Annotated in this window: 24 protein-coding genes; 16 read left to right on the forward strand and 8 right to left on the reverse strand. The window is 67.9% G+C overall.

The window, feature by feature from the left end; translation table 11 throughout:
* The 3 genes from ACH9EU_RS02610 to ACH9EU_RS02620 all read left to right on the forward strand — a co-directional run bounded on the left by ACH9EU_RS02610 (nucleotide 1) and on the right by ACH9EU_RS02620 (nucleotide 4,175).
* Nucleotides 1-882 (forward strand): hydroxymethylglutaryl-CoA lyase, encoded by an 882-nt coding sequence (locus ACH9EU_RS02610; protein WP_396412374.1) that lies wholly within the window; start codon nucleotides 1-3, stop codon nucleotides 880-882.
* 166 nt (nucleotides 883-1,048) lie between these two features.
* Nucleotides 1,049-2,410, forward strand: coding sequence for a 2-hydroxycarboxylate transporter family protein (locus tag ACH9EU_RS02615; RefSeq protein WP_396412375.1), 1,362 nt, complete (start codon nucleotides 1,049-1,051; stop codon nucleotides 2,408-2,410).
* Nucleotides 2,411-2,504: 94 nt separating this feature from the next.
* A complete protein-coding gene (locus ACH9EU_RS02620; RefSeq protein ID WP_396412376.1) occupies nucleotides 2,505-4,175 on the forward strand; it encodes a thiamine pyrophosphate-binding protein in 1,671 nt (556 codons plus the stop codon).
* Nucleotides 4,176-4,588: 413 nt separating this feature from the next.
* Here ACH9EU_RS02620 and ACH9EU_RS02625 read toward each other — a convergent pair whose 3' ends face one another.
* On the reverse strand, nucleotides 4,589-5,884 hold the full coding sequence (locus ACH9EU_RS02625) for an ROK family transcriptional regulator (RefSeq protein ID WP_396412377.1): 1,296 nt from the start codon (nucleotides 5,882-5,884) through the stop codon (nucleotides 4,589-4,591).
* Between the two features lie 126 nt (nucleotides 5,885-6,010).
* Here ACH9EU_RS02625 and ACH9EU_RS02630 point away from each other — a divergent pair, with 126 nt between their 5' ends.
* The 7 genes from ACH9EU_RS02630 (at nucleotide 6,011) to ACH9EU_RS02660 (ending at nucleotide 13,908) form a co-directional block, all read left to right on the forward strand.
* A complete protein-coding gene (locus ACH9EU_RS02630; protein WP_396412378.1) occupies nucleotides 6,011-6,829 on the forward strand; it encodes a TIM barrel protein in 819 nt (272 codons plus the stop codon).
* Nucleotides 6,826-8,004 (forward strand): substrate-binding domain-containing protein, encoded by a 1,179-nt coding sequence (locus ACH9EU_RS02635; RefSeq protein ID WP_396412379.1) that lies wholly within the window; start codon nucleotides 6,826-6,828, stop codon nucleotides 8,002-8,004. Before ACH9EU_RS02630 ends, ACH9EU_RS02635 begins: the two co-directional genes overlap by 4 nt.
* Nucleotides 8,005-8,038: 34 nt before the next feature.
* Nucleotides 8,039-9,208: a levoglucosan dehydrogenase gene (locus tag ACH9EU_RS02640; RefSeq protein ID WP_396412380.1), complete on the forward strand. Its 1,170-nt coding sequence runs from the start codon at nucleotides 8,039-8,041 to the stop codon at nucleotides 9,206-9,208.
* A 56-nt stretch (nucleotides 9,209-9,264) separates the two neighbouring features.
* Nucleotides 9,265-10,743: an ATP-binding cassette domain-containing protein gene (locus ACH9EU_RS02645; RefSeq protein ID WP_396412478.1), complete on the forward strand. Its 1,479-nt coding sequence runs from the start codon at nucleotides 9,265-9,267 to the stop codon at nucleotides 10,741-10,743.
* 2 nt (nucleotides 10,744-10,745) lie between these two features.
* Complete coding sequence (locus ACH9EU_RS02650) at nucleotides 10,746-11,723, forward strand: ABC transporter permease subunit (protein WP_396412381.1); 978 nt, start codon at nucleotides 10,746-10,748, stop codon at nucleotides 11,721-11,723.
* Nucleotides 11,724-11,727: 4 nt separating this feature from the next.
* The gene (locus ACH9EU_RS02655) at nucleotides 11,728-12,798 is read left to right on the forward strand and encodes a Gfo/Idh/MocA family oxidoreductase (RefSeq protein ID WP_396412382.1); all 1,071 of its coding nucleotides are present in this window, start codon (nucleotides 11,728-11,730) and stop codon (nucleotides 12,796-12,798) included.
* A 90-nt stretch (nucleotides 12,799-12,888) separates the two neighbouring features.
* Nucleotides 12,889-13,908, forward strand: a complete 1,020-nt coding sequence (locus ACH9EU_RS02660) for a TIM barrel protein (protein ID WP_396412383.1) — start codon at nucleotides 12,889-12,891, stop codon at nucleotides 13,906-13,908.
* Between the two features lie 373 nt (nucleotides 13,909-14,281).
* Here ACH9EU_RS02660 and ACH9EU_RS02665 read toward each other — a convergent pair whose 3' ends face one another.
* Nucleotides 14,282-14,785, reverse strand: coding sequence for a hypothetical protein (locus tag ACH9EU_RS02665; protein ID WP_396412384.1), 504 nt, complete (start codon nucleotides 14,783-14,785; stop codon nucleotides 14,282-14,284).
* Nucleotides 14,786-15,258: 473 nt separating this feature from the next.
* On the opposite strand from ACH9EU_RS02665, the gene ACH9EU_RS02670 reads away from it, so the two are divergent.
* The gene (locus ACH9EU_RS02670; RefSeq protein ID WP_396412385.1) at nucleotides 15,259-15,579 is read left to right on the forward strand and encodes a transposase; all 321 of its coding nucleotides are present in this window, start codon (nucleotides 15,259-15,261) and stop codon (nucleotides 15,577-15,579) included.
* Nucleotides 15,580-15,587: 8 nt separating this feature from the next.
* Nucleotides 15,588-16,010: an IS3 family transposase gene (locus ACH9EU_RS02675; protein ID WP_396412386.1), complete on the forward strand. Its 423-nt coding sequence runs from the start codon at nucleotides 15,588-15,590 to the stop codon at nucleotides 16,008-16,010.
* Between the two features lie 14 nt (nucleotides 16,011-16,024).
* Here ACH9EU_RS02675 and ACH9EU_RS02680 read toward each other — a convergent pair whose 3' ends face one another.
* On the reverse strand, nucleotides 16,025-16,417 hold the full coding sequence (locus tag ACH9EU_RS02680; RefSeq protein ID WP_396412387.1) for a hypothetical protein: 393 nt from the start codon (nucleotides 16,415-16,417) through the stop codon (nucleotides 16,025-16,027).
* On the reverse strand, nucleotides 16,414-16,800 hold the full coding sequence (locus ACH9EU_RS02685; RefSeq protein ID WP_396412388.1) for a transposase: 387 nt from the start codon (nucleotides 16,798-16,800) through the stop codon (nucleotides 16,414-16,416). Before ACH9EU_RS02685 ends, ACH9EU_RS02680 begins: the two co-directional genes overlap by 4 nt.
* 320 nt (nucleotides 16,801-17,120) lie before the next feature.
* Between ACH9EU_RS02685 and ACH9EU_RS02690 the strand changes: the two genes are divergently transcribed.
* Nucleotides 17,121-17,690 (forward strand): hypothetical protein, encoded by a 570-nt coding sequence (locus tag ACH9EU_RS02690; protein WP_396412389.1) that lies wholly within the window; start codon nucleotides 17,121-17,123, stop codon nucleotides 17,688-17,690.
* Nucleotides 17,691-17,799: 109 nt separating this feature from the next.
* Here the strand turns inward: ACH9EU_RS02690 and ACH9EU_RS02695 are convergent, their stop codons facing one another.
* On the reverse strand, nucleotides 17,800-18,048 hold the full coding sequence (locus ACH9EU_RS02695) for a hypothetical protein (RefSeq protein ID WP_396412390.1): 249 nt from the start codon (nucleotides 18,046-18,048) through the stop codon (nucleotides 17,800-17,802).
* Nucleotides 18,049-18,317: 269 nt separating this feature from the next.
* Between ACH9EU_RS02695 and ACH9EU_RS02700 the strand changes: the two genes are divergently transcribed.
* Nucleotides 18,318-19,205 (forward strand): alpha/beta fold hydrolase, encoded by an 888-nt coding sequence (locus ACH9EU_RS02700; RefSeq protein WP_396412391.1) that lies wholly within the window; start codon nucleotides 18,318-18,320, stop codon nucleotides 19,203-19,205.
* 332 nt (nucleotides 19,206-19,537) lie between these two features.
* Here the strand turns inward: ACH9EU_RS02700 and ACH9EU_RS02705 are convergent, their stop codons facing one another.
* Together ACH9EU_RS02705 and ACH9EU_RS02710 are read right to left on the reverse strand one after the other, a co-directional pair.
* On the reverse strand, nucleotides 19,538-20,071 hold the full coding sequence (locus ACH9EU_RS02705) for a hypothetical protein (protein WP_396412392.1): 534 nt from the start codon (nucleotides 20,069-20,071) through the stop codon (nucleotides 19,538-19,540).
* Nucleotides 20,072-20,344: 273 nt separating this feature from the next.
* Entirely contained in the window at nucleotides 20,345-21,007 is a 663-nt protein-coding gene (locus ACH9EU_RS02710) for an NAD(P)H-binding protein (RefSeq protein WP_396412393.1), read from the reverse strand.
* A gap of 523 nt (nucleotides 21,008-21,530) precedes the next feature.
* Between ACH9EU_RS02710 and ACH9EU_RS02715 the strand changes: the two genes are divergently transcribed.
* Together ACH9EU_RS02715 and ACH9EU_RS02720 are read left to right on the forward strand one after the other, a co-directional pair.
* Nucleotides 21,531-21,938: a four-helix bundle copper-binding protein gene (locus ACH9EU_RS02715; RefSeq protein WP_396412394.1), complete on the forward strand. Its 408-nt coding sequence runs from the start codon at nucleotides 21,531-21,533 to the stop codon at nucleotides 21,936-21,938.
* Between the two features lie 141 nt (nucleotides 21,939-22,079).
* Nucleotides 22,080-22,589 (forward strand): hypothetical protein, encoded by a 510-nt coding sequence (locus tag ACH9EU_RS02720; protein ID WP_396412395.1) that lies wholly within the window; start codon nucleotides 22,080-22,082, stop codon nucleotides 22,587-22,589.
* Nucleotides 22,590-22,616: 27 nt separating this feature from the next.
* Here ACH9EU_RS02720 and ACH9EU_RS02725 read toward each other — a convergent pair whose 3' ends face one another.
* Nucleotides 22,617-23,291, reverse strand: a complete 675-nt coding sequence (locus ACH9EU_RS02725; RefSeq protein ID WP_396412396.1) for a metallophosphoesterase — start codon at nucleotides 23,289-23,291, stop codon at nucleotides 22,617-22,619.
* Nucleotides 23,292-23,295 lie beyond the last annotated feature (4 nt).

The raw sequence follows: 23,295 nt of genomic DNA on the forward strand, positions 1-23,295 counted from the left end.
ATGCAGATCCAGATCACCGACGTGTTCCTGCGCGACGGACTCCAGGACGAGGACGTCGTCGTCCCCACCGCCGACAAGGTCTCCGTCGCCCAGGCGCTGGTGGCCGCCGGTATCACCCGCCTCGAAGTGGCCTCCTTCGTGAACCCGAGGAAGGTCCCGCAGATGGGCGACGCCGCCGATGTCCTGGCCGGCGTCCCCGCCGCACCGGGAGTGACCTACACGGCCTTGGCGCTCAACGGTCGTGGCATCGCCCGGGCCGTCGAGGCGGGGGCCACCGACATCCAGGTCGTCACCTCCGCCAGTCAGGCCCACAGTTCCGCCAACGCCGGGCAGTCCATCCAGGACGCCCTGGCGAACCTCGCCGCGGAGATCGCCCACTATCCGCAGATCCACTTCTCCGCCGGGATCTCCACGGCGTTCACGTGCCCGTTCGAGGGCGAGATCGACCCCGCCCACCTGCTCCGGGTGGTCCGGGCCTTCCAGGCCATGGGCATCACCGACATCGGTCTGGCCGACACCCTCGGCACCTCGCCCACCGCCCAGGTCTTGGCCTCCCTGGACCATGTGCTCGGGGCCGAACCCGACCTGGCCTACTCCCTGCACCTGCACAACGCCCACGGCCAGGCCCTCGAGACCGTCACCGCCGCAGTCGAACACCTCGGCATCACCCGCTTCGACAGCGCTCTGGCCGGCTACGGCGGCTGCCCGTTCGCCCCCGGCGCCCACGGCAATATCGCCACCGAGCAGCTCGTGGCCCACCTGCACACCACCGGTCACGACACCGGCATCGACGAGGACGGCCTCCACGAAGCCGTCCAGCTCGCCCGCGACGTCGTCGCCCACTCCCCGGCCGTTCCGGCCGCCCAGCCCGCCACCCGATAACAGCCCCACCCACACCACACCCTGCACCGGCGACCCGCCCCGCGGTCCGCCGTGCCCGACACTGTCCTGGGGGACAACGATGTCTGCTACCTCTCGCACCACGAACACACCGACCACGGCGGCCGGTGACACCACCGACCACGCCGCTGAGCGGCACACTGAGACGGTGCCCCCTCCCACACCGGCCCCGCAGTCGCCCGGCGGGGGTGCCCCGACGGGCCGCAAGCGCGACCGTTTCCGCATCGCCGACATGCCAGGGCTGTACTTCGGCGCACTGTTCTTGACCCTGCTGGTCGCCGCGCTGACCGACAGTCTCCCGGACACCATGATCGTGGGCTTCGCCACCACCGTCGTCCTGGGTGGGCTGCTCATGGCCATCGGCCGCCTCGTGCCGGTCATCCGCGACTACGGCCTGCCGACCATCCTGTGCACCTTTGTGCCGGCCATGATGATCTTCCTCGGAGTGATGCCCGAGAACGTCGTGGTCGTGGTGGAGAACTTCCTGGCCGGCTACGGCTTCCTCGACTTCTTCGTCGTCGCCGTCATCGCCGGAACCATCCTGGGCATGCCCCGCACCTTGCTCATGAAGGCCGGCCCCCGCTTCGTCGTCCCGCTGCTGGGCTGTATCATCCTCACCTTCGTCCTGGTCGGGCTGCTCGCGGCGATCACCGGCTACGGCTTCATCGAAGGCGTTCTCTTCGTCGCCGCCCCGATCATGGCCGGCGGCCTGGGCGTGGGCGCGGTGCCGATGTCGGAGATGTACGCCGCTCAGACCGGCACCGACCCCTCGAACTTCATGGGCGACCTCATGTCCGCGCTCGTGATCGCCAACATCGTCTGCATCCTGGTCGCCGGCATGTACAACGGCATGGGCAAGCGCGGCAAGCAGTGGTTCGTGGGCTTCAACGGTCACGGCGAGCTGATGCGCATCAAGGGCCGGTCCACGGAGCTGTCCCTGCCGCCGAAGAAGACCGCCGCAAGCTTCCTCTCCCTGGGCAAGGGCATCGCGATCGCCGGCGGGCTGCTCGTGCTCGGCACCCTGATCTCCACGTACCTCCCGTTCCTGCACGCCTACGCCTGGACCATCCTGGCCGCCGCACTGATCAAGATCTTCGGGCTCTTCCCGAGGGAACTGGAAGAGGCCAGCTCGGAGTGGGGCGAGATGCTCACCACCTACTTCATCCCCGCCCTGCTGGTCGGGGTGAGCATCACCTACGTCGACATCGCCGAGGTCATCACCTCCCTGTCCGACCCCGTCTTCATGGGCCTCACTGTCGCCACCGTGCTGATCTCCGGGCTCACCGCCGGCACCCTGGGCTGGCTGATGAAGTTCAACTTCGTGGAAGCCTCCATCACCCCGGGGCTGGTCATGGCCGACACCGGCGGGTCCGGCGACGTCTCCGTGCTCAGCGCGGCCAACCGCATCCACCTGATGCCCTTCGCCGCCCTCACCACCCGCCTCGGCGGAGCCGTGACGCTGTTCCTGACCTCCCTGGCCGTTCCCTTCCTGACGGTCGCGGCCGGCTGAGCCCGCGGCTCCTTCACCACAACACGGGGTGCTCCACCGCAGGGCGGCGGAGCACCCCGGCCTCGACCCTCATCCGGCATCCGAAAGGCACGGCATGACCGCCACACCTGGTTCCGCGAACGTCTCCATTGCGGTGGCAGAGGTGATCGCTGCGCGCACCGACCACCTGTTCGGGCTGATGGGCAACGGCAACGCCCACCTGATCAGTCACCTCACCTCCGCCGGATTCGGCTTCACCTCCGCCAGGCACGAGGTCGCCACGGTGACCATGGCCGATGCGTACTACAGGGCCACCGGACGGGTCGGGGCGGCGACGACAACCTACGGGGCCGGGTTCACTAATACCTACACCGCCCTCGCCGAGGCCCGGCTGGCCCGGATCCCCCTGGTCCTGGTCGTCGGCGACGCCCCGACCACGGGTGCGCGTCCCTTCGACATCGACCAGACCGCCGCGGCCGCGGCGGTGGGGGTCACGACCCTGGTCGCGACCCCGGACAACGCGGCCGCGATCACCCACCGGGCCTTCGACCTGGCTGCCCAGACGGTCCAGCCGGTGGTGCTGGCCATTCCCTACGACCACGCCACCGCCCCGCTCACCGAGCAGGTGGCGCTGGATCCGCTGCCGGGCAAGCCGGTCTGGAATGCCTCGGCCGAAGAACTCGACCGCATCGCCGCCCAGCTGCGCGGCGCCACCCGCCCGCTGATCCTGGCCGGGCGCGGAGTCCTGCTGGCCGGGGCCACCACCGAGCTGGCCGAGCTCGGAGACCGGCTCGGGGCCCTGTTCATGACCTCGGTGATGGCCACCAACGCCGTGGACTCCCCCTGGAACCTGGGCATCGCCGGGGGCTTCACCCGCGACCACCGCCTGGAGCTGGCCCGGCAGGCCGACGTGGTGCTGGTGGCCGGGGCGTCACTGAACGCCTTCCAGTCCCGCTACGGCACGCTCTTCGGCCCCGACACCCGGGTGATCCGCATCGACAACGAACCCGAGCCCGTGGTCGCCCACCCGCAGGTCACCGGATACCTCCGCGCCGACCTCAGCCCGGCCGTGGCCGGGCTGCTGGCCCGCATCCCCGCCGCCGAGGAGACGGCCACCTGGCGGGCGTCCGCCCCCGAGGTGGCCGGGGACGCCTTCCGCTCCGCCGCCCCGGTGGAGGACCCGGCCGAGTTCGGCCCCGACGGCCGGCTCAACCCCCGCGCCGTCGTCGCGGCCCTCGAGGACATCCTGCCGAATGAGCGGTCGGTGGTGATGGACGGGGGCCACTTCATCGGCTGGGCCCCGATGTACCTCTCCGTCCCGGACCCGCAGGCCATGGTCCTGGTCGGCACCGCCTTCCAGTCCATCGGGCTGGGCTTCGGCGCCGCCGCCGGGGTCTCGGTGGCCCGCCCCGAGCGCACCACCGTGTTCTTCTCCGGCGACGGCGGCGGGCTGATGGGCCTGGCCGACCTCGAGACCTTCCTCCGCGCCACCCGCCGCGGGGTGATCGTGGTGCTCAACGACTCCGCCTACGGGGCCGAGCTGCACCAGTACGCGTCCAAGGGCCTGGACCCCACCGCGATGCTCATCGACGAGGTCGACTTCGCGGCCCTGGGCCGGGCAATGGGCGCGGCCGGGACCAAGGCCCACACCCTGGCCGACCTGGCCGTGCTCGAGGACTGGCTGGACACCCACGACGAGGGGGTCTACGTCCTGGACGTGGCCATCTCGCAGAAAGTCGTGGCGGAGTTCATGGCAGAGTCCCTCACCGCCGGCAAAAGGCTGTAGCACCATGGCTCTTTCCACCAGCGCCAGAACTGGTCACAGCGCCTCACCGCCCCAGAGATCCTTGCTCGCGACGCCCACTCACACCGCCCCGCCAGGGGACACAGCGCCATCCGACGACACGGCCGTCACCCCTTCGGCTCTGCGCCCCGGCGACCACGTCGAGGTCCACGCTCCGGGACACCCGTCCTTCCAGGCAGTCGTCGACGACACCATGGCCCACCTGCACGTCGCCTGGATCTGGGAACTCCGGTGTGGAGACCGGCGGATGGTGTCCACCCGGGACCACCACTTCCATCGCTGCCGACAAACACCAGGCGTCAAAGTCACGGTGGGCGGACACCACGCCCCGCGGCAAAAGCCTCGAGCAGTCAGCGGTGACGCGAAGACGGACTTGCTGTCGCCGGGGTCAAGTCCTAAGCGAGAGCCGTCGCGGCTTGCAGTTCCTCCACGCTGCGCGGCGGCCCATGAGTGATGAGGCGCTGGAAGGTGGCCGGATCGAAGAGCTCGTCGAGTGCCAGGTGGGCTGCACCAATGATGCCGCCTTCTCGGGTGCTGTTCAGGTGAGCGGGGCGGATGACCAGGTCCCGTGTGGCCAGGGGTAGAGAGCGTTGATAGACGGTCTCACGGATGCTTGCCAGCAAGTGGCCGCCGCTTGAAATGACACCCCCACCCATCAAGATGATCGATGGGTTGAAGAAGTTGACGAGCGTCGACAGGACCGAGCCGATGGTCTTACCGCTGTGAGTGAGGGCTTCCACGGAGAAGTGATCTCCATCGCGGGCTGCGGTAATGACATCTTGGGCTGTGATGTTCTCGGTCTCGGTGAGTCGCTCATGGAGGATGGGGCTACGGCCGTCCTGGGCGGCGCGCAGCCCCTGGATCCCCAGTGCTCCGCCGCCGGCGATGGCCTCGAGACACCCGTATTTGCCGCACCGACACGCCACGTTCTCGGCCCCGGACACAGCCACGTGCCCGATGTCTCCGGCGCTGCCCTGCGCCCCGCGGTGCAACCGCCCGGCCGAGACGAGCCCCGCTCCAATGCCGGTGCCGATCTTCACGTAGATGAAGTCCTGGCCCCAGAGCTCCCGCCTGGATCTGAGCTCGGCGAGGGCTAGCACATTGACCTCATTGTCGACCCATACCGGGGCTCGGAACACAGCTGTGAGTCGTTCTCGCACGGGGTAGTTGTCCCATCCCGGCATGATCGGCGGTGCGCTGGGGCGCCCGGTGGCGTACTCGACAGGTCCGGGCAGCCCAACGCCGACGCCCCAGACGTCTCTCTCCGAAAGATTCGCCTTGGCCAGCAGGTCCTTGAGCACTTCCTCGGCCCGAGAGAGTGCGGGCTCGGGCCCGGCTGCGATCTCATGAACTGCGTTGCGGAGAGCCAGCACGTTGCCCGCCAGATCCGTGGCACCGACCGTGAACGAGGTGGCCCCGAGTTCCAGGCCGAGGACGAGCCCGGCCGAGGCGTTGAAACGCAGGAGGCGGGGGTTTCGCCCACCGGTCGACTCTCCGTACTCACCCTCCATCACCAGGCCCGCCTCCTGCAGGACGGTGAGGCGCTGGGCGAGGGCGGTACGCCCCAGACCGGTCTTGGCTGCCAGGTCGGGCCGGGTCTGGGGCCCTTCCCTGCGGATGATTCCCAGGGTGAGGGCGGCGCTATGGGCGAGGTTGGCGTCCATACCGGACAGCAGAGCGGGAGTGGGCATGGTCCTATCCAACATCCTTTCCGGCGGAACGGGCGGTAGACACCCTTGACTTATGTATATGAACGGCAATAGTCTGCACATGAACAACATAACACGTGAGTTCCCTCACACCCCAAGGAGCAGACAGTGAAGTTGGCGTACCACTCGATCACGTGGGGCGGAGTCATCGGCGACCCCACCGGCGTCACCAGCATCAAGGACCTCTACTACCGATCGGCCGGAACGGTGACCGACTCGTTCGCCCCCATCCAGCAGGCCGGGTACTCCGGGGTGGAGATGTTCGAGGGCAACCTCCACGACTTCTCCTCCCACCTGGGCGACCTCCAGTCCAAGCTTTCCGACCACGAACTGGAACTGGTCAGCGTCTACACCGGCGGAAGCTTCATCTATGCGGACGCCTTGGAGGACGAGCTGTACAAGGTCCGTTCCACGGCCGAACTCGCCGCGGCGGCCGGGGCCGGTCACCTCGTCCTAGGTGGTGGCGCCATCCGGGCGACCGGCACCCGCGAGGACGACTACAAGCGGCTTGGTGACGCGCTGGACACCGTGGCGCAGATTGCCGAGAGCAACGGTCTGCGTGCGTGCTTCCACCCTCATCTAGGCACGATCGTGCAGTCCCCCGAACAGCTGGAGACTGTCTTCGCCGAGACCGGCATCGGCTTCTGCCCCGATACCGCCCACCTGGCCGCCGGCGGCGGAGACCCGGTTGAGGTCGTGCGCAAGTACTCCGACCGCCTGAGGCTGGTGCACCTGAAGGACTACGACTCCGCCAGCGGTCGTTTCCTGCCGCTGGGGGATGGGGAGCTGAACTTCCGTGGCATTCTCGACGCCGTCCAGGAGGCGCACTACGACGACTGGGTGGTCGTGGAGCTGGACTACTACGACGGGGACCCCGCGGAAGCCGCTCGGCGCAGCCGCCAGTACCTGAGAGGCCTGGGACTGTGAGCCGCCGAAGCCGTCTGGCGGCGGCAGCCGGCCTGGTGACCCTATCGGTTTCCCTGACGGCATGTGCTTCCAGCACCGCGAACAGCACGTGTCTGCTGCCCGACTATGCCCCGGCCCAGGAAGCCCTGCAGGAGATGGAAGGCCAGGTCCTCAGCAAGGGACCGCAAGGGGAGGAACCGGTCTCCGCCGATACCTTGGAGCTGACCGGCGACGAGGTCGAGGAGGTCAAGGCCGAGAAGGCTACCGCAGCCATCGTCATGCACTACACCGGCGACGACTGGACCGCCGCACAGCTCAATGGGCTGAGAACACGGTTCGCCGAACTCGGCATCGAGGTCATCGGCGTCACCGACGCCGGACAGGACCCGAGCAAGCAGGTCTCGGACATCGAGAACATGATCTCTCGCCAACCCGACATCATGATCTCGATCCCCACGGATGCCGTGGCCACGGCGGGAGCCTATCGCCGGGCTGCTGAAGCCGGGATCGAACTGGTGTTCATGGACAACGTCCCGTCCGGGTTCGTTCCGGGTGAGGACTACATTTCCGCGGTCTCTGCGGACAACTACGGCAACGGGGTCGTCTCCGCCCACCTGATGGCTCAGGCACTCCAGGGGGAGGGGAACATCGGGGTGATCAAGTACGGGGTCGACTTCTTCGTGACCAACCAGCGTCATGAGGGGTTCACCGACACCATCCAGAACGAATACCCCGGCATCAACATCATCGCCGAGCGGGGAATCTCCGGCGCCGACCTGGCCGGAGAAGCCCAGAACACCGCCAACGCCATGCTCCTGAGGCACCAGGACGACATCCACGGCCTCTGGGGTGTCTGGGACGTGCCCGCCGAAGGGATCATGGCCGCCGTCCGTACGGCAGAACGTCAGGACATCAAGATCACCACCGAGGATCTGGGTTTGAACGTGGCGATCGCCATGGCTCAGAACACTGCGGTGGCCGGGCTGGGCGCCCAACGCCCCTACGACCAAGGTGTGGCCGAGGCCACCCTGGCCGCCTACGGGCTGCTCGGAAAAGATGCACCGCCCTATGTGGCCCTCGGCGCCCTGCCGGTGCACCACGGCAACCTGCTGGAGGCCTGGCAGGACATCTATCACCAGGACGTTCCCGAGCCCATCCGGGAGTCCTACGTCGAGTGCACCCCGCCCACGACCTGACCTCTGAGCCAGCACAAGAAATGGAGCAACCACAATGCAAGAGCTGAAGATCGCCATTATCGGCGCCGGATTCATGGCCAAGGCGCACTCCATAGCCTACGCCACCATGCCGATGTTCTTCTGGCCGGCACCCGCCCAGCCGGTGCGGGAGCTGCTGATCGACGTGGACGAAGAGTCCGCGGCCGATGCTGCGGCTCGCTACGGATGGAACCGCTCGGGCACGAACTGGCGTGCGGCCATCGAGGACCCGAGCATCGACGTGATTGACATCGCCACTCCCAACCATCTGCACGCGGAGATCGCCATCGCCGCCCTGCAGGCCGGCAAACACGTGATCTCCGAGAAGCCTCTGGCCCGTGGTGCCGAAGAAGCCAAGGCCGTGCACGAGGCGGCACAGGCCTCGAACCGCACCACCATGGTGGCTTTCAATTACCGCCGCACGCCCGCGATCACCTACGCCAAGAAGCTCATCGACGACGGACGTATCGGCAAGATCCTCAACTTCCGCGGCACCTACCTGCAGGACTGGTCGGCCAGCCCGGACTCCCCGCTGTCCTGGCGTTTCCGCAAGGACATCGCCGGCAGCGGCGCCCTGGGCGACATCGGCACCCACGTCGTCGACATCGCCCGGTACCTGGTGGGGGAGATCTCCGCAGTGAGTGCCCAAGCCCGTACCTGGATCCCGGAGCGTCCCGTGCCCAGCGGCACCGTCGACAAGCTCGGTGCCGGCGGTGATGCCAACGCCCCGAAGGAGACCGTCGACGTCGATGACGAGGTCATGACCATGCTCCGCTTCGACAACGACGCGATCGGCAGCATCGAAGCCACCCGCAACGGCTGGGGCCGGAACAACTTCCTGACCTTCGAAATCCACGGCACCGAAGGCTCCATCACCTTCGACTACGAGAAGCGGGACCAGTTGCAGGTGATCTTCGCCTCCGATGATCCCGCCGAGCGAGGCTTCCGTACGATCTACACCGGCCCCGCCCATCCGAACGGGGAAGCGCTGTGGCCCATCCCCGCCCTGGGCATCGGCTACGGCGAGACCAAGATCATCGAGGCCCACGACCTCTTCCACGCCATCGTCAACGGCACCCCAGCCAGCCCCGATTTCGCCGACGGTTACCAGATCGAGAAGATCGCCGACGCGATCCTGGAGTCCTCCGGAAGCGGACAATGGGTGACCGTGGAAGGGCTGCAGTAGCCATGTCCAGGGAAACCGAGACCCCTTCGCCCACGACCGGGACCGTCGCCGTGTCCATGCAGGGCATCGAGAAAGCCTTCGGCGCCAACCGGGTGCTGCAGGGAGTCGACTTCGAAGTACTCGCCGGTGAGGTCCACACCCTCGCTGGGGAGAACGGAGCGGGCAAGTCGACGCTCATGAAGATCCTGCAAGGCGTCTACAGCGCCGACGCCGGGGAGATCGCCGTGGGCGGACATCCCGTGACCATCAACTCCCCGATCGCTGCCCGTGAGGCGGGGGTGGGCATGGTCTTCCAGGAGTTCAGCCTGGTCCCCACCTTGAGCGTCGCCCAGAACGTCTTCCTCAACCGCGAACCCCGCAATGCCATGGGTCTGATCGATGAGGAGGCCATGGAGCGTGAGACGGAAAAGATCTTCGAGACCTTCCAGTTGCCGGTCAACCCCAAAGCGTCCGTAGAACGGTTGAGCACGGCGTACTGGCAACTGACCGAGATCGCCAAGGCCATCTCCCAGAACGCCCGGGTGCTCATCCTCGATGAGCCCACCGCAAGTCTGTCGAAGAAGGAATCTGAGATTCTCTTCGCGCTGATCAAACGGTTGACGTCCCAAGGGATCGGCATCGTCTACATCTCTCACCGCATGGAGGAGATCTACCGGGTCACCGACCGCATCACGGTCATGCGCGACGGGGCCGTGGTGCTGACCGATCACGCCGCCAACATCACCCCGGAGGATCTCGTCGAGGCCATCATCGGGCGTCGACTGGAGAACGCGCTGGTCTACGAGACCCACGGGGTGGATCGTTCCGGGACTCCGCGACTGGAGGTGAAGGATCTGTCCACCGAACACGGCTTGGAGGACATCTCGTTCACCGTTCACCCCGGGGAGGTCCTCGGGTTGGCCGGGTTGATGGGCTCAGGCCGTACCGAGCTCGCACGAGCTCTCTTCGGCATCGACACGCACCGCAGCGGCGAGATCCTCGTCGACGGTGAGCCTGTCTCCGTGAGGAACCCGGTCTCGGCCATGGAAGCGGGATTCGCTCTCGTGCCCGAGGACCGCCGTGAACAGGGACTGGTGCTTTCTCACAGCATCCGCGACAACCTGCTGCTGCCGCTGCTCGGCCGATTCCGTCGAGGCCCGCTCATGGACGAACGGCGCTCACGACAGTTCGTGACAGAGGTGCTGAAGAAGTTCGAGGTGAAAGGGGCGACCCCCAGCCTCGAGATCCGGCTGCTGTCCGGTGGCAATCAGCAGAAGGTCGTCCTGGGCCGCTGGGTCTCCACCGAGCCCAAAATCCTCATCCTGGACGAGCCCACGGCCGGCATCGACATCGGCACCAAGGGCGAAGTCATCGAGCTGATCCGACAACTGTCCCGAACCGGCACCTCCGTGGTGCTGATCTCCTCGGAACTGACCGAACTGCTGGCGGTCAGCGACCGCATCCTGGTCCTGCGCCAGGGCCACATCCAATCCACCCTGGACCGCTCCGAGATCGAAGACGAAGAGTCGCTCCAATTGACCATTCAGGGAGTCTGACCATGTCCACCTCTACCTCCACCCCAGCCCCGGCTCATGCGGACACCGCTGCCCGCAAGAGCTCGGTGGATTGGCGCAACTACATCATCTACATCGGCCTGGTCCTGGTGTACGGGATCTGCGTCATTTTCCTGCACGACTCAGGCTTCGCCACCGTCGAAAACCTGCTGAACATCTTCCGACAGACGGCCATGATCGCCTTCATGGCCGTGGCCGTCACGTTCGTGATCGCCTCTGCCGAGATCGACTTGTCCGTCGGCGCCGTCGCCGGCCTGGCCAGTGTCACCGCCGCTATGGGCGTGGCCGCCGGCGGTCCTGTCACCGGCGCCCTGGCCGGGATCGGCACCGGCGTGCTCGTCGGCCTGGTCACTGGCAGCCTGGTGGCCTTTGCCCGGATTCCATCGTTCCTGGTCACCTTGGGCATGATGGGCATCGCTTTGGGCGTGGCCATGTGGATCACCGGTTCCGCCCCCCAGCCCATCCTCTCGCCCGGGTTCAACGCCTTCTTCGGCGGTGGGTCGATCGGCCCGGTCCCGGCGCTGCTCATCTGGGTCGTCATCGCCACCATCATCGGGGCGATCGTCATGCACCGCACCGCCTACGGCCGTCGGGTGCTGGCCACCGGCGGCAACGAGCAAGCCGCCATCTACAGCGGCGTCCGCACGCGCCGGATCATCTTCAGCGTCCTCATGGCCTCCGCCGTGGCCGCCTCGATCGCCGGCATGCTCTACGCCGGACGCCTGGAGTCCGGTCGCTACCAGTGGGGCAGCGGGGACGAACTGTCCGTCATCGCAGCGGTCATCCTCGGCGGTACCAGCCTGTTCGGTGGGCGCGGAGCCGTCGTCGGATCCGTGATCGGGGCGCTGCTGATCGGGGTGATCAACAACGGTCTGGTGCTGGCAGGCCTGGACACCAGCCAACAGAACATCGTCCGCGGCGTCATCATCATCCTCGCTGTGGCCCTGGCGCGGAGGAAGTAGTCCGGTGCGCGCAGGAATCATCGGCGGAGGCATGATCGCCCGCGTCCACGCCCACGCGGTGCGCGCCTCCGGGCACGAGGTGCTGGCCGCAGCCAGCCGAGACCGGGCATCCGGTCAGCGGGCAGGGCAGGAAACGGGAGCCAAGGAAGTGCACTCCACCTCCCTGGAACTCATCCAAAACCCCTGTGTCGAGGTGGTGCACATCTGCTCTCCCAACGACACCCATCCCGATCTCGTACGCGCCGCCCTCGAGGCCGGCAAGCACGTGATCTGCGAAAAACCGCTGGCCACCGACCGGGCCGATGCACAGGCCATGGTCGATCACTGGCGGTCCACCGACCTGGTGGCCACCGTGCCATTCGGCTACCGCTTCTACTCCTCTGTCCGTGAACTGCGGGCCCGTCTGTCCACAGGTGAGGACACGCCTCACCTGGTGCGGGGCACCTACCTGCAGGACTGGCTGTCCCGCCCCACGGATACCAATTGGCGGGTGGACTCCGCCCAGGGCGGTCAGTCCCGGGCCTTCGCCGACATCGGAGTGCACTGGTGTGACCTCCTGGAGTTCGTCACCGGGCAACGCATCACTTCCCTCATCGCCGACCTGTCCACCGTCTACGACACCCGGGGGACGAGCTCCGAGCCGGTCAGAACCGAGGACGCGGCCATGCTCGTCTTCCGGCTCGACAGTGGGACCCTGGGCAGCGTCGCGATCTCCCAGGCGGCGCCGGGGCACAAGAACGACCTGCGCATCGCCGTGGACACCCCCGTGCATTCCTACGAATTCCACCAGGAGGAACCGAACACCCTATGGATCGGTGGGCGGGAGCAGACCCGGATCTGGAATCGAGCCGACGAGGACGCCTCGCTCTTGTCCACCGCCTACGACCAGTCGCCGGGAGGACATCCACAAGGCTGGCGCGACGCGTTCACCTCCTTCGTCGCCGACACCTACCGGGCCGCTCGGGGCGCGGAGGTGGACGGGCTACCGACCTTCGATGACGGCCTGCGCGCAGCCGTTCTCACCGACGCCGTCCTCTCGTCCGCTGCCTCAGGTCGATGGGTGCACATCGGCTGATGCATCCTCTGTCCTGGAGCACTTTCCTGTCCCATCGGCTCGCTTCCGGAGCGCGACGGACACGTCGTCGAACTCGAATAGGAACCCATCATGACTCATGAGAACTCCCACCCCGTCACCTTGTTCACCGGTCAATGGGCCGACCTGCCCTTCGAGGAGGTGGCCCGGATGGCCGCCGAGTGGGGCTACGACGGACTGGAGATCGCCTGCTCGGGCGATCACCTCGACGTGTGGCGGGCGGCGGAAGACGACGCCTATCTGGCCGGGCGCACCGAGATCCTCGACCGGTACGGGCTGAAAGTCTGGGCCATCTCCAACCACCTCACCGGCCAAGCCGTGTGCGACGACCCCGTCGACTTCCGCCATGAGGCCATCGTCGGCTCCCGGGTGTGGGGCGACGGGGAGGCCGAAGGCGTGCGGCAACGAGCTGCCGAGGAGCTCAAGCTCACCGCCAAAGTCGCCCGCAGGCTCGGGGTCGATACCGTCGTCGGCTTCACCGGCTCCAGCATCTGGCAGTACGTGGCCATGTTTCCCCCGGTCCCGCGGTCCGTGATCGACGCCGGATACCAGGACTTCGCCGACCGGTGGAACCCCATCCTGGACGTCTTCGACGGGGAGGGGGTGCGCTTCGCCCACGAGGTGCACCCCTCCGAAATCGCCTACGACTACTGGACCAGCGTGGCCGCCCTGGAGGCGATCGATCGGCGGGAAGCGTTCGGGTTCAATTGGGACCCCAGCCACATGATGTGGCAAGGCATCGACCCCGTCGGGTTCATCGTCGACTTCGCCGACCGCATCTACCACGTCGACTGCAAGGACACCCGCCTGCGCCCGCCCACCGGCCGAGCCGGGATCCTAGGCTCGCACCTGCCCTGGGGGGATCCCCGGCGCGGGTGGGACTTTGTCTCCACCGGCCGCGGGGACGTGCCCTGGGAGGACGCCTTCCGGGCGTTGCGCGCCATCGGCTACACCGGGCCGATCTCCATCGAGTGGGAGGACGCCGGGATGGACCGCCTCCACGGCGCCGCCGAGGCCGTCGGTTTTGTTCGCTCCCTGCTTTGGGACCGGCCGCAGGTCTCCTTCGACGCCGCCTTCAGCCACCAGGACTGACCAACACATCGGCACAGTGTCCAGGAACACGGCCAGGAGCTGTTCCATAGCCCGGCTGTGCGTCCAAATCTCTCATTAAACGAGAGATCGCCTTGCTGACCAGCACGGACAAACCGTGCCGCGCGGGCTCAGCAACCAAGCCGATTTGCCATGCGCCCTGTCGTTGCCTGAGCAGATGCCCGTAGGCAGGGTGAGACGTGGTGTCGCACCTGTGTGTACTCGTCCTGTTTACCTGCCGATATCAAGGCCATATGTAAACCGCAAGGAGAGAGATTTCCCTGTATCCGACGCCCACAGGCCGGCCAGCGACTGCACGGCCACACCTCCGGACCTTGCTACCCCTCCGGAAGGTGCCGGTCGTTTCGGGTCGGTTCTATTCGATGATTTCGGCGCTGGTGGCCCGGATGTACGGCTCTCCCTCGTACGCGTCGAGTTCCTCGACCGGATCGATCCCGAGCTCCTCCACCACGGTGACATCGAAGCTTTCGTGCACGGTGCCTATCACGCGGACGACCTGCTCCTCCTCGACGGGAGGCAGTTCTTCCTGCTCCTCGACGATGAGCAACGGATCCACGGGGCCTCCGATCTCGAATGTGTCCGATGTCAGGTCTCTGCTCACCTCTGCGGACAGTGTGACCTGCTCTCCCACATAGGTGGTGACCTCGTCCTGGAACTGCTGGTTGTACTCTCCCTCGTAGGCCATCTCGCCAGCCCCTTCCGAGGCCTGCGCGGGACTTTCGACGATCTCGCCGTCGGTGACGTCTTCGACATCCGTGCCGGTTTCTGGACCTTCAGTACCGCAACCGGCCAAGCCCAGGCTGGCTGCGACCAGGACAGTGGCCAAGGGTCGGGTGATCCGCTGAGCTGAGGTGCTCATGAGAGGTCTCCTCTGCGTTGACCGTCGACGCTGTGGTTGTCGACGTGGGCGCGATCCGACGTGCACTGCTCGACCCTAAGCATGCTGTTGGCACCACGGCAAGGACGAATACTGAATTCCCCCAGGGCGACGGTGCGCGCGGGCAGTAGGCAACGCGTGTGGCCAAGCCTGTTCCTCGGCCAGGGCCTGGCCGGGGCACCTGGCCCTGTCCAGGCGGGTGCGCAGTGTCCCGCCACGAGCCCGTGATCGCTGCAACCGGGGCGGTGAGAGGTGCCTGCGCCTCGGTGCGACACCATCACAGATCCAGGTCAGTCCTCGTAGGTGTCAGCGAGCTGGCGGCGCTGGTGCTCCCGCCGGCTGTAGGTGGCGTCGCGGATGGCCTCGTCGCTGTCGAAGTTCGAGCCCAGGACACCGGCCAGGGTGAATCGCCCCGGGTTCGGTGGAGGCTCTCAAACCAGTGAAGGATGAGAGTCATGGCAGCACCGAAGAAGTACAGCCCGGAACTGAGGGAGCGGGCGACGCGGATGGCGATCGAGGCGCGGGCGGATCCGGCCACGAGCCGTGGGGCGATGAAGCGGATCGCCGAGCAGCTGGGGATCCATCCGGAGGCGTTGCGGACGTGGGTGAGGCAGGCCGAGGTCGACGGCGGCGTCCGACCGGGCGCCACGACCGATGAGACGGCCCGGATCGCCGAACTCGAGCGCGAGGTGCGCGAGCTGCGCCGGGCCAACGAGATCCTCAAGACCTCCGCGGCTTTTTTCGCGGCCGCGGAGCTCAACCGCAGGACCAAGTAGCCACCGCCGTGGTCGTCGCCTACATCGACGCCCACCGGGACCGGTTCGGGGTCGAGCCGATCTGCCGGGTCCTGCGGGATGCCGGCGTGCAGATCACCCCGAGCACCTACTACGCCCACCGCCACCGCGACCCCTCGGCCCGTGCTGTGCGGGACGCCGAGCTGACCGAGCAGATCACGACCGTGCACCGGGACAACCTCGGGGTCTACGGGGCCCGCAAGATCCACGCCGAGCTCAAGCGCAAGGGGGTCCCCGTGGCGCGGTGCACCGTGGAGCGGTTGATGCGCGCTGCGGGGCTGCGCGGGATTCCTCGGGAGAAGACCCGCAAGACCACCCTGAGCGAGGGAGCGCACGCCCCGCCGCCGGCGGATCTGGTGGAACGCCGGTTCGCCGCCGATGCCCCGAACCGGTTGTGGGTAGCGGACATCTAATGCCGACGTCGGCATTAGATGTCCCACGACCAGCACTCGTTCGGGGCGCGGGCGACGAGCTCGGGCTTGACCCGCGGCGAGTGAACGGCCTGACGGCGTCTCTCCCGAACTTGCCCGTGGGTGGTGCGCAGCAGCCGGTACATGGTGGACTCCGAGCACAGGTAGCGGCCCTCGTCGAGCAGGATCGCGTGCACTTCGGCCGGGGCCAGGTCCACGAACCGTTCCTCGTGGAGCACCGGGGCCCGCTCCGGGCCCGACAGCGCCCGTGGCTGCGGCCGGGGCTGCCGTGACGGTGCCGGTGCCCTCCGGTGGCGCCGGTAGTGGGTCGCACGGGGGCGGCCCACCGCCGCGCAGGCGTCCTTGACGCCCACCACGGGGGTCAGCACGGTGATCGCGGCGTCGGTCATCGCTCGCTGTCGTTGTCGCTGCTGTCGGTCGCGAGAGTGTCCAACAGAGCCGAGAGCTTTCCCTGCACCTCGATCACCGCCTTGGCCTTCTCAAGCTCTGCGGCCAGGCGCTGATTCTCCTTGCCCAACCGGGCCACCTCGCGCGTGGCAGGATCCGTTGGAGCAGGACCGGAGGACTTGCCCAACGCTTCCAGGGCACCGGCTTCGCGCTGGTCGCGCCAGGAACTGATCAGTGAGGAGTACAAGCCCTCCCGGCGCAGCAGCGCGCCCTTGCCGGCACGGTCGCAGGCCTCGTACTCGGCCAGCACGTCGGCTTTGTACTTCGCCGTGTAGGTCCGCCGGCGCGCCCGTTCGGGCACCTCGGGGTCGGGTACATCGTTCATCACTCCAGCCTGCCCGGACGGACCAGGCTGCGTCACTGTCGTCGTCATCAGGGAATCTCCCCCCACCCTCGAGACACTGATCAGGACCATCCTGGTGCCTCACTCAAGACTGACAGAGAGGGCTATCGACGTCCGACGGTGTCGGAGGCGCCCCGGTTCGGTGTGCGCCGAGCCCGCATCCACTGACGTTGAGTCAGTGGACCTGGGCTGAGCCGGAGCCGACCGCGCCACGGCCCACGGCGGAGGCGCGGTACCGGCAGGCCGTGCGCCGCTGGAGCCGGTGTTGGCGGTCCCCGGGTCCAGGGCCGTAGCGTGGGCGGATGAGCACGAGAAGCAGAGCTGGATCGTGGGTGTTCCTCGCGGCGGTGGCCGTGGCCGTGGCCAGCGCCGTGGGGCTGGGGATGATGCAGCGCTGGGACGGGATGCTGCGCTTCGCGGCGGTGACGGTGGTGCTGCTGCTGACCCGGCGGGCGAAGGTGCCGACCGGCTTCGTAGCGGCCTTCGCGGTGCTGGTACTGCTGGCGATGTGGGGGTCCGTGCAGCACTGGTACGCGCAGATCCCGCACTTCGACACGGTCGTCCACGTCCTGACTCCGGGCAGCCTGGCGGCGGTGTCCTACTTCCTGCTGGTGGACGCCGGACTGCTGCCCGATGCCCGTCGGACCGCGGGCTCGGTCCGGGGGTGGGCACCGGTGCTGTGGGTGGCCCTGGTCGGCTCGGCCGCAGCGGTGCTGTGGGAGTACTACGAGTGGGTGGTCGAGCAGATCAGCCCACAAGGCATGCTGGTGGGCTACACGGACACGGTCGTGGACCTGTTCGCGGGGATGTGCGGCTCCCTGGTCGCTGGCCTCCTCGTGCTCCGCTGGGCGCGCAGGCACACCGGGAGCTGAACCACCCACGGCCGGTCGTGAGCCGATCAGGTCCTGTGGTCCCTCGGCGGATCTCCCCGTCGGCCTGTCCCTGGGTGGCCATGATGTAGTTCTCTCCCTCGAAGTCCGCCTACAGCTCGTCCTCCAGATCGATCCCGAGTTGTTCCTCGACCTCGACCACCGGGAAGCTCTTCTGCATCATGCCGGTGCTCTCCATGGATTCACCGCCGGTCACCGCAGGGATCTCCTGGTCCTCGACGATGAGCAGGGGATCGGCCGGGACCGGGCCGTCCTGGTTGCATCGGACGTGACCCCGTGCGGTCACAGCTGCCAGCGTCGCGTTCAGCACGCGGGTGGCGCCTCGGTCGTGGATCGTCATGGTGCGCCTCCGGTGGTGCGTGGGAGACACCGGGTGGCTTGCGCGGCTGCCGGCTTCGGGGTCCTCATGCCAGAGAGGACGGCGCAACCACGGCAAGGACGGCACCGCATCATGTGCTCCCGCCCGGGAACCTATGACCTGACCGGGGCCGCCCGGGCGGACGGGTGACCTTCGGGCCCTCCCCCTTGCCGCGAGGTGAGTCGGCCCCTCTAGGGTGGGGCATGGCCGCAGGCGAGGCAGCCCGCACCGATCCGAGGAGCAGTGCAGCGATGACCGACGTGACATCCTTCGACAGGACCCGACTGGCGTTGCACATCTGGGGGCCCGCCGACGCCCCGATCGTCGTGCTGGTGCACGGCCTCGGGCTCTCCAGCGACTCGTGGGGGACGGTCCCGGACCTGCTCGCCGCGGAGCACCGCGTGGTGGCCTACGACCTGCGCGGGCACGCCCAGAGCGGTGACGCCCGCGACGGCGACTACTCCATGGCGGCCCATGCGAAGGACCTCGACGCGGTGCTGCGCGAGGTGGTCCCTGACGGCTCTGCTGCCGTGGTGGTCGGCAACAGTCTGGGCGGGGGGATCGTCGTCGCCCGCGCCCACCACTGCGGCAACGACCGTGTGGCCGGGGCCGTGTTCGCCGGCTCCGGCGGGTCCACCGTCACCTTCCCCGGCTTTCCGGCGCGCAGGTTGCCGGCACCGGTGCAGGCCGGCTTGCGCCTGGGTTGGATGAAGGTGCTGCGCACCGTCGTGCTGGTCGGCAAGCGGATTCGGTCTCTGGAGGTCCTGTCCGACCGGCTCATCCGCCGGTTCGCGTTCACCTCCGACGCCCCGCGCGAACTCGTCGCCAGGGTGCGGGAGGACTTCCTCAACAGCCGGCCCCGCGCACTGGCCCGCACCACGCTGGCCAGCATCAGCCACGACGGCAGTCGGATGGCCCCGGACCTGACGGTGCCCACCCTGGTCATCCACGGCAGCGCGGACCCCGAGGTGTCCGAGGAAGAACTGCGCAAGTTGATGGGGGCGCTGCCCGAGGGCGAACTCCTCAGCCTTCCCGAGGAGGGTCACATGCTGCCCCTGACCCGCCCCCAGCTCGTCGCCGAGCAGGTGGCACGCTGGGTCGCCCACGTCCTCCCCACGGCAGACCCAGCCGGCGGCTGAGGCGCCAGACAGGCGGACAAGCCGTCAGTGAGGGGCTGCCTCCGCCGCGCCTGAGTGGCTCCTCGGCACATCCGGCGAAGTCACACCGGAGACCCATAGCCCGTTCACGCTTCTGGCTGGGACACCTTCATCGGCAACTACGACCAGCTGCCCTGTGTCGAGCCCACCGACGTGCAACTGATGCCGGAGGAGTAGAACCCCCATCAAATTGATGATCGGACACCCCGTAGCGCAGGGCCGCCCCTGTCCGCACATGGACAGAGGCGGCCCTGCGCGTGCATGCGCTCATGCTGGACCGCCCCCGGGACCGGGCGACCCGGCCGCCCCGATCCTCACTCCTGCTCGAGGATTTCCCCGCTAGTGGCCATGAGGTAGGGCTCGCCCACGTAGTCGGCGTAGAGCTCGTCCTCCAGATCGATGCCGAGCTCCTCCTCGGTGGCGGCGATGTCGAAGTCCTGGGCGACCGTGCCGGTCACCTCCACCACCTGCCCGTCGTCCAGGGGCGGGATCTCCTGCTCCTCGACGATCAGCAGCGGATCCACTGCCGTGCCGGCCGCACCGGCGATCACGAACGTGTCGGTCGACAGTGTCTCGGTCACCTCCGCGGAGACGGTGACCTCCTGGCCTGCGTAGGTCTCGCTCTCGTCGTAGAAGGCCTGGTCGTAGGGTCCGACGTAACCCGCTCCGACCTCAGGATCCGTCTCCTGGGGTGCCGGGGAGGACTCCAGGACCTCGCCCTCGGTGACGTCTTCGACGTCGGTGCCCTCCTCAGGACCCTCGGTGTTGCACCCTGCCAACCCAAGGCCGGCGACGGCGACGATCCCCGCGGCCACCGCCCGTGTGCTGCGTCGATCTCGTGTCCTCATGGTGTGCCTCCTGCGTCGTGGTGGCTGTCGCCGAGGGGCTGATCGGTCAGCGCCCCGGCCTGATGCCCATCGACCCTAAGGAAGCTGTTCATCGTGATGCAAGGAACATCCCATCCTTCTGCGCGTCTTCCGACCGCACCGTTAGGAGATCGTTATGCCTGGTCAGCGGCAAATCAGGCGTGTTCTTGCGGGAAAGTGCTTGCCCCCGCACTTTCGTGGACCACGGGTATGCATGGTGGGCGAGGCAGCCGAGATGGGATGGGCCGGTGCGGGTCAGTTGCTGACGGCGGGGGCGTCGGTGACGTGGCGGGTGTCGAGCAGCTGGGTGACGGCGAAGGCGGCGATGTCACCGGCGGCCGCGCAGCACCCCAGGTCGTCGTGGCCGACGTAGCCTACGTACTTCAGCCCGGGCCCGGGGCCGCGGGTGTGGCGCAGGAACCGAACGATCGTCCAGTCCAGCTCTGTGCCGGTGACCGTGGTCATGATCTGCCGCACCTGCTGGTGCACCCGCGGGTGGACGGTCTTGAGGTAGGCGCAGTGGGCCCGAACCCGCGGGGTGGGGCGTTCCGTGGGGCACCGCCCGACGGCGGGGCTGCCAAGGCCGATGTACCGGCGCACCCCGTGCCGGGCCATCGCGGCCACCACGACCCCGGTGCCTTCGACCAGGTGCGCACTCGGACGGGTCAGGCGGGGATCGAGGGCGTTGATCACTGCTTCACCCCAGGCCACGGCGGCGCTGACGGCCGCCCGGTCGGTGAGCCGCCCGGTGCTCAACTGCACCCGAGGTCCCCAGGTAACCGGCACCGTGGTGGGGTCGGTGACGAAGACCAGCACCCCGTAGCCGCGGCACAGCAGTTCCTCCACGACCTGTTGGCCGATGTCGTTGTCAGCCCCGAAAACGGTCACACGCACGGGGTCCCCCGATCCCTCGATCACGCACACGTTCTGGGCCCGGGCTAGACGCTGCGGTGCCCGGCGACACCTGGCCACCCGGTGACATCGCTCTGTCCGGTGTAGCGGATCGGACACGATGGTCGGCCGCAATCTGCGGCTGCTCCCTCCGGCCGAGGCCCAACGTCCCGGTGTCTGTGCCTGGCAGCACGAGCACGGAAAGCACGGTCGAGTCGGGCTGAGCACAGCGCCGTCGGAGGTGACCTTGGCGGTCTGCTCACTCGCCCCGCCCCGCGCACGGCATGATGACAGCGGGCGCACCTGGCCTGTGGTTGGCCCGGTGATCCGGTGCCCGAGCTGCGCTTTGGTAGCGGGTGCCGTGGCTCCACAGGCCCCATATCGTGTTTCCCTGAGCGGGGTCTGTCAGTCCCCTGACCTGGACCGGCAGCGGTTCCCATACCCCGCCGCCGCGGGTTACGGTCGAACACCTGCGGGGTGGCGGGGTCCACCGGCTCGGACCCAACTGTTGTGCCCAGAACGCTGGGGTCGGAGAGATTGGAGTGCGACTATGATGCACGTTCCATCGATGCTGACCCACTACCCGAAGGACCTCGGGGTGGTGGACGAAGTGAAGCTGGCGGCCTGTATCGCCGCCTGCTTCGAGTGCGCCCAGACCTGCACGGCGTGTGCAGACGCGTGTTTGTCCGAGGACACGGTGGCGGAGCTGACGCAGTGCATCCGCACCAACCTGGACTGCGCGGATCTGTGCGCGGCCACCGGCAACGTGCTCTCCCGGCACACCGGCTACGACGTCAACATCAACCTGGCCGCGCTGCGGGCCTGCTGGATGGTGGCCAAGGCCTGCGCTGATGAGTGCGAGAAGCACGCGGACCGGCACGAGCACTGCCGCATCTGCGCCGAGGCCTGCCGCCGGTGCGAGGTCGCCTGCATGGATTTGATCACCGCGCTGGGCTGATCACGGCGGCGACCAGCACCGCCCCGCAGGAACCGTGCCCATGATGCGGTCCGCGTCTGCCGGCCCAGTGACAGATCCCCCGGCGGGGACAGCTCCTCGGCGAGAACTCAGTGCGCCGCTTCGACGACGAGAGGGACCACCATGAACACCACCCACCACCGTCTTCGAGCACGGAAGCTGGTCGGTGCCCTGGCCGTGGCCGCGGCCGCCGGGGTGAGCACCGGCTGCGGTGCCGGCAACACGCCGGAGCCTGCCCCGGAGACCGAGTCCAGCCCGGCCCAGACGGAGCAGACCCCTGGTGAGCAGGCCACCGTCGCCTACACCGGGCCCTACGACGAGGACTTCCGCACGAACGTGGCCTCCTACGCCGGGCAGCAGGTGAACCTCACCGGGGAGATCGCCGACCTGGTGCCCTCCCGCTCCGCGATGGTCCTCACCGACCCCGACAACCCGGACCTGGACCCGTTGCTGGTCAGCGCCCAGTACGCCTTCCCCGACGCCGAGGAAGGCGCGGTCGTGGAAATCACCGGCACCCTCCAGACGAACTTCCAGGCCAGGGTCGACCAGGACGACGTGGACAACGAGGCCGGCTTCTACGACCGCCACATCGGCCAGCCCTACCTGGACCAGGCCAGCCTCGGCGCCGAGTAGTCCTGTACGGGTGGTGACCGGGCCAGTTCAGGCCCGGTGCAGCTCGATGGTCAGCAGCTGGGGCGGGGCGTTGATCCGCACCGGCAGCAGGCTGAACCCGATCCCGCAGGTCACGAACATCTCGTTGCCCTCGGCCCCGTACCCGTCCGGGGCGAAGCCGTCGGCCACGAGCTCCTCCTCCTCCTCGGTGAGCCCCAGATACGACCACCGGGACAGCAGGGGCAGGGCGATCTGCCCGCAGTGGGTGTGCCCAGCCACCGACATCGGGGCGGTGTCGGCGGGCAGCTCGGGAAACGTGGTGGGGTTGTGCATCATCACCAGCCGTGGTGCGGCCTCCGGTACGTCGTCGAGTGCTTTCTGAGGGTCGGCTTCCCCGACCGAGGAGGGCCCCATCCCGACCAGGAACAGTCCCGACCCGCGGCCGCCGCCGGGAGCGGGCACCAGGACGGCCTCGTTGGCCAGGACCTCGATGCCACGCTCCTCGAAGGCCGTGGTGAGCTCCTCGACGGCCTCGACGGCGTAGTCGTGGTTGCCCATCACCGCGTACACCTGGATCTCGGCTTTAGTCAGGGGGTCCAGCAGCCCGGTGACGTCGTCCACCCGTTCCTGGATGCTGGTCTCGCTTTGGTAGAGGAAATGCCCAGGCAGCAGCACCGCCGCAGGATCGGCGGCCACGGCCCGCTCCACCACGCGCTCGATCATCCCG

It is taken from the genome of Kocuria rhizosphaerae (genome assembly GCF_044462265.1).
GTDB classification, from domain to species: domain Bacteria; phylum Actinomycetota; class Actinomycetes; order Actinomycetales; family Micrococcaceae; genus Kocuria; species Kocuria rhizosphaerae.

Coding starts and splice junctions, on each gene's coding strand:
- ACH9EU_RS02610 (WP_396412374.1), top strand. CDS start 1: ATGCAGATCCAGATCACCGACGTGTTCCTGCGCGACGGACTCCAGGAC.
- ACH9EU_RS02620 (WP_396412376.1), top strand. CDS start 2,505: ATGACCGCCACACCTGGTTCCGCGAACGTCTCCATTGCGGTGGCAGAG.
- ACH9EU_RS02625 (WP_396412377.1), bottom strand. CDS start 5,884: ATGCCCACTCCCGCTCTGCTGTCCGGTATGGACGCCAACCTCGCCCAT.
- ACH9EU_RS02640 (WP_396412380.1), top strand. CDS start 8,039: ATGCAAGAGCTGAAGATCGCCATTATCGGCGCCGGATTCATGGCCAAG.
- ACH9EU_RS02645 (WP_396412478.1), top strand. CDS start 9,265: ATGCAGGGCATCGAGAAAGCCTTCGGCGCCAACCGGGTGCTGCAGGGA.
- ACH9EU_RS02650 (WP_396412381.1), top strand. CDS start 10,746: ATGTCCACCTCTACCTCCACCCCAGCCCCGGCTCATGCGGACACCGCT.
- ACH9EU_RS02660 (WP_396412383.1), top strand. CDS start 12,889: ATGACTCATGAGAACTCCCACCCCGTCACCTTGTTCACCGGTCAATGG.
- ACH9EU_RS02665 (WP_396412384.1), bottom strand. CDS start 14,785: ATGAGCACCTCAGCTCAGCGGATCACCCGACCCTTGGCCACTGTCCTG.
- ACH9EU_RS02670 (WP_396412385.1), top strand. CDS start 15,259: ATGGCAGCACCGAAGAAGTACAGCCCGGAACTGAGGGAGCGGGCGACG.
- ACH9EU_RS02680 (WP_396412387.1), bottom strand. CDS start 16,417: ATGACCGACGCCGCGATCACCGTGCTGACCCCCGTGGTGGGCGTCAAG.
- ACH9EU_RS02685 (WP_396412388.1), bottom strand. CDS start 16,800: ATGAACGATGTACCCGACCCCGAGGTGCCCGAACGGGCGCGCCGGCGG.
- ACH9EU_RS02690 (WP_396412389.1), top strand. CDS start 17,121: ATGAGCACGAGAAGCAGAGCTGGATCGTGGGTGTTCCTCGCGGCGGTG.
- ACH9EU_RS02695 (WP_396412390.1), bottom strand. CDS start 18,048: ATGACGATCCACGACCGAGGCGCCACCCGCGTGCTGAACGCGACGCTG.
- ACH9EU_RS02700 (WP_396412391.1), top strand. CDS start 18,318: ATGACCGACGTGACATCCTTCGACAGGACCCGACTGGCGTTGCACATC.
- ACH9EU_RS02705 (WP_396412392.1), bottom strand. CDS start 20,071: ATGAGGACACGAGATCGACGCAGCACACGGGCGGTGGCCGCGGGGATC.
- ACH9EU_RS02715 (WP_396412394.1), top strand. CDS start 21,531: ATGATGCACGTTCCATCGATGCTGACCCACTACCCGAAGGACCTCGGG.
- ACH9EU_RS02720 (WP_396412395.1), top strand. CDS start 22,080: ATGAACACCACCCACCACCGTCTTCGAGCACGGAAGCTGGTCGGTGCC.
- ACH9EU_RS02725 (WP_396412396.1), bottom strand. CDS start 23,291: ATGATCGAGCGCGTGGTGGAGCGGGCCGTGGCCGCCGATCCTGCGGCG.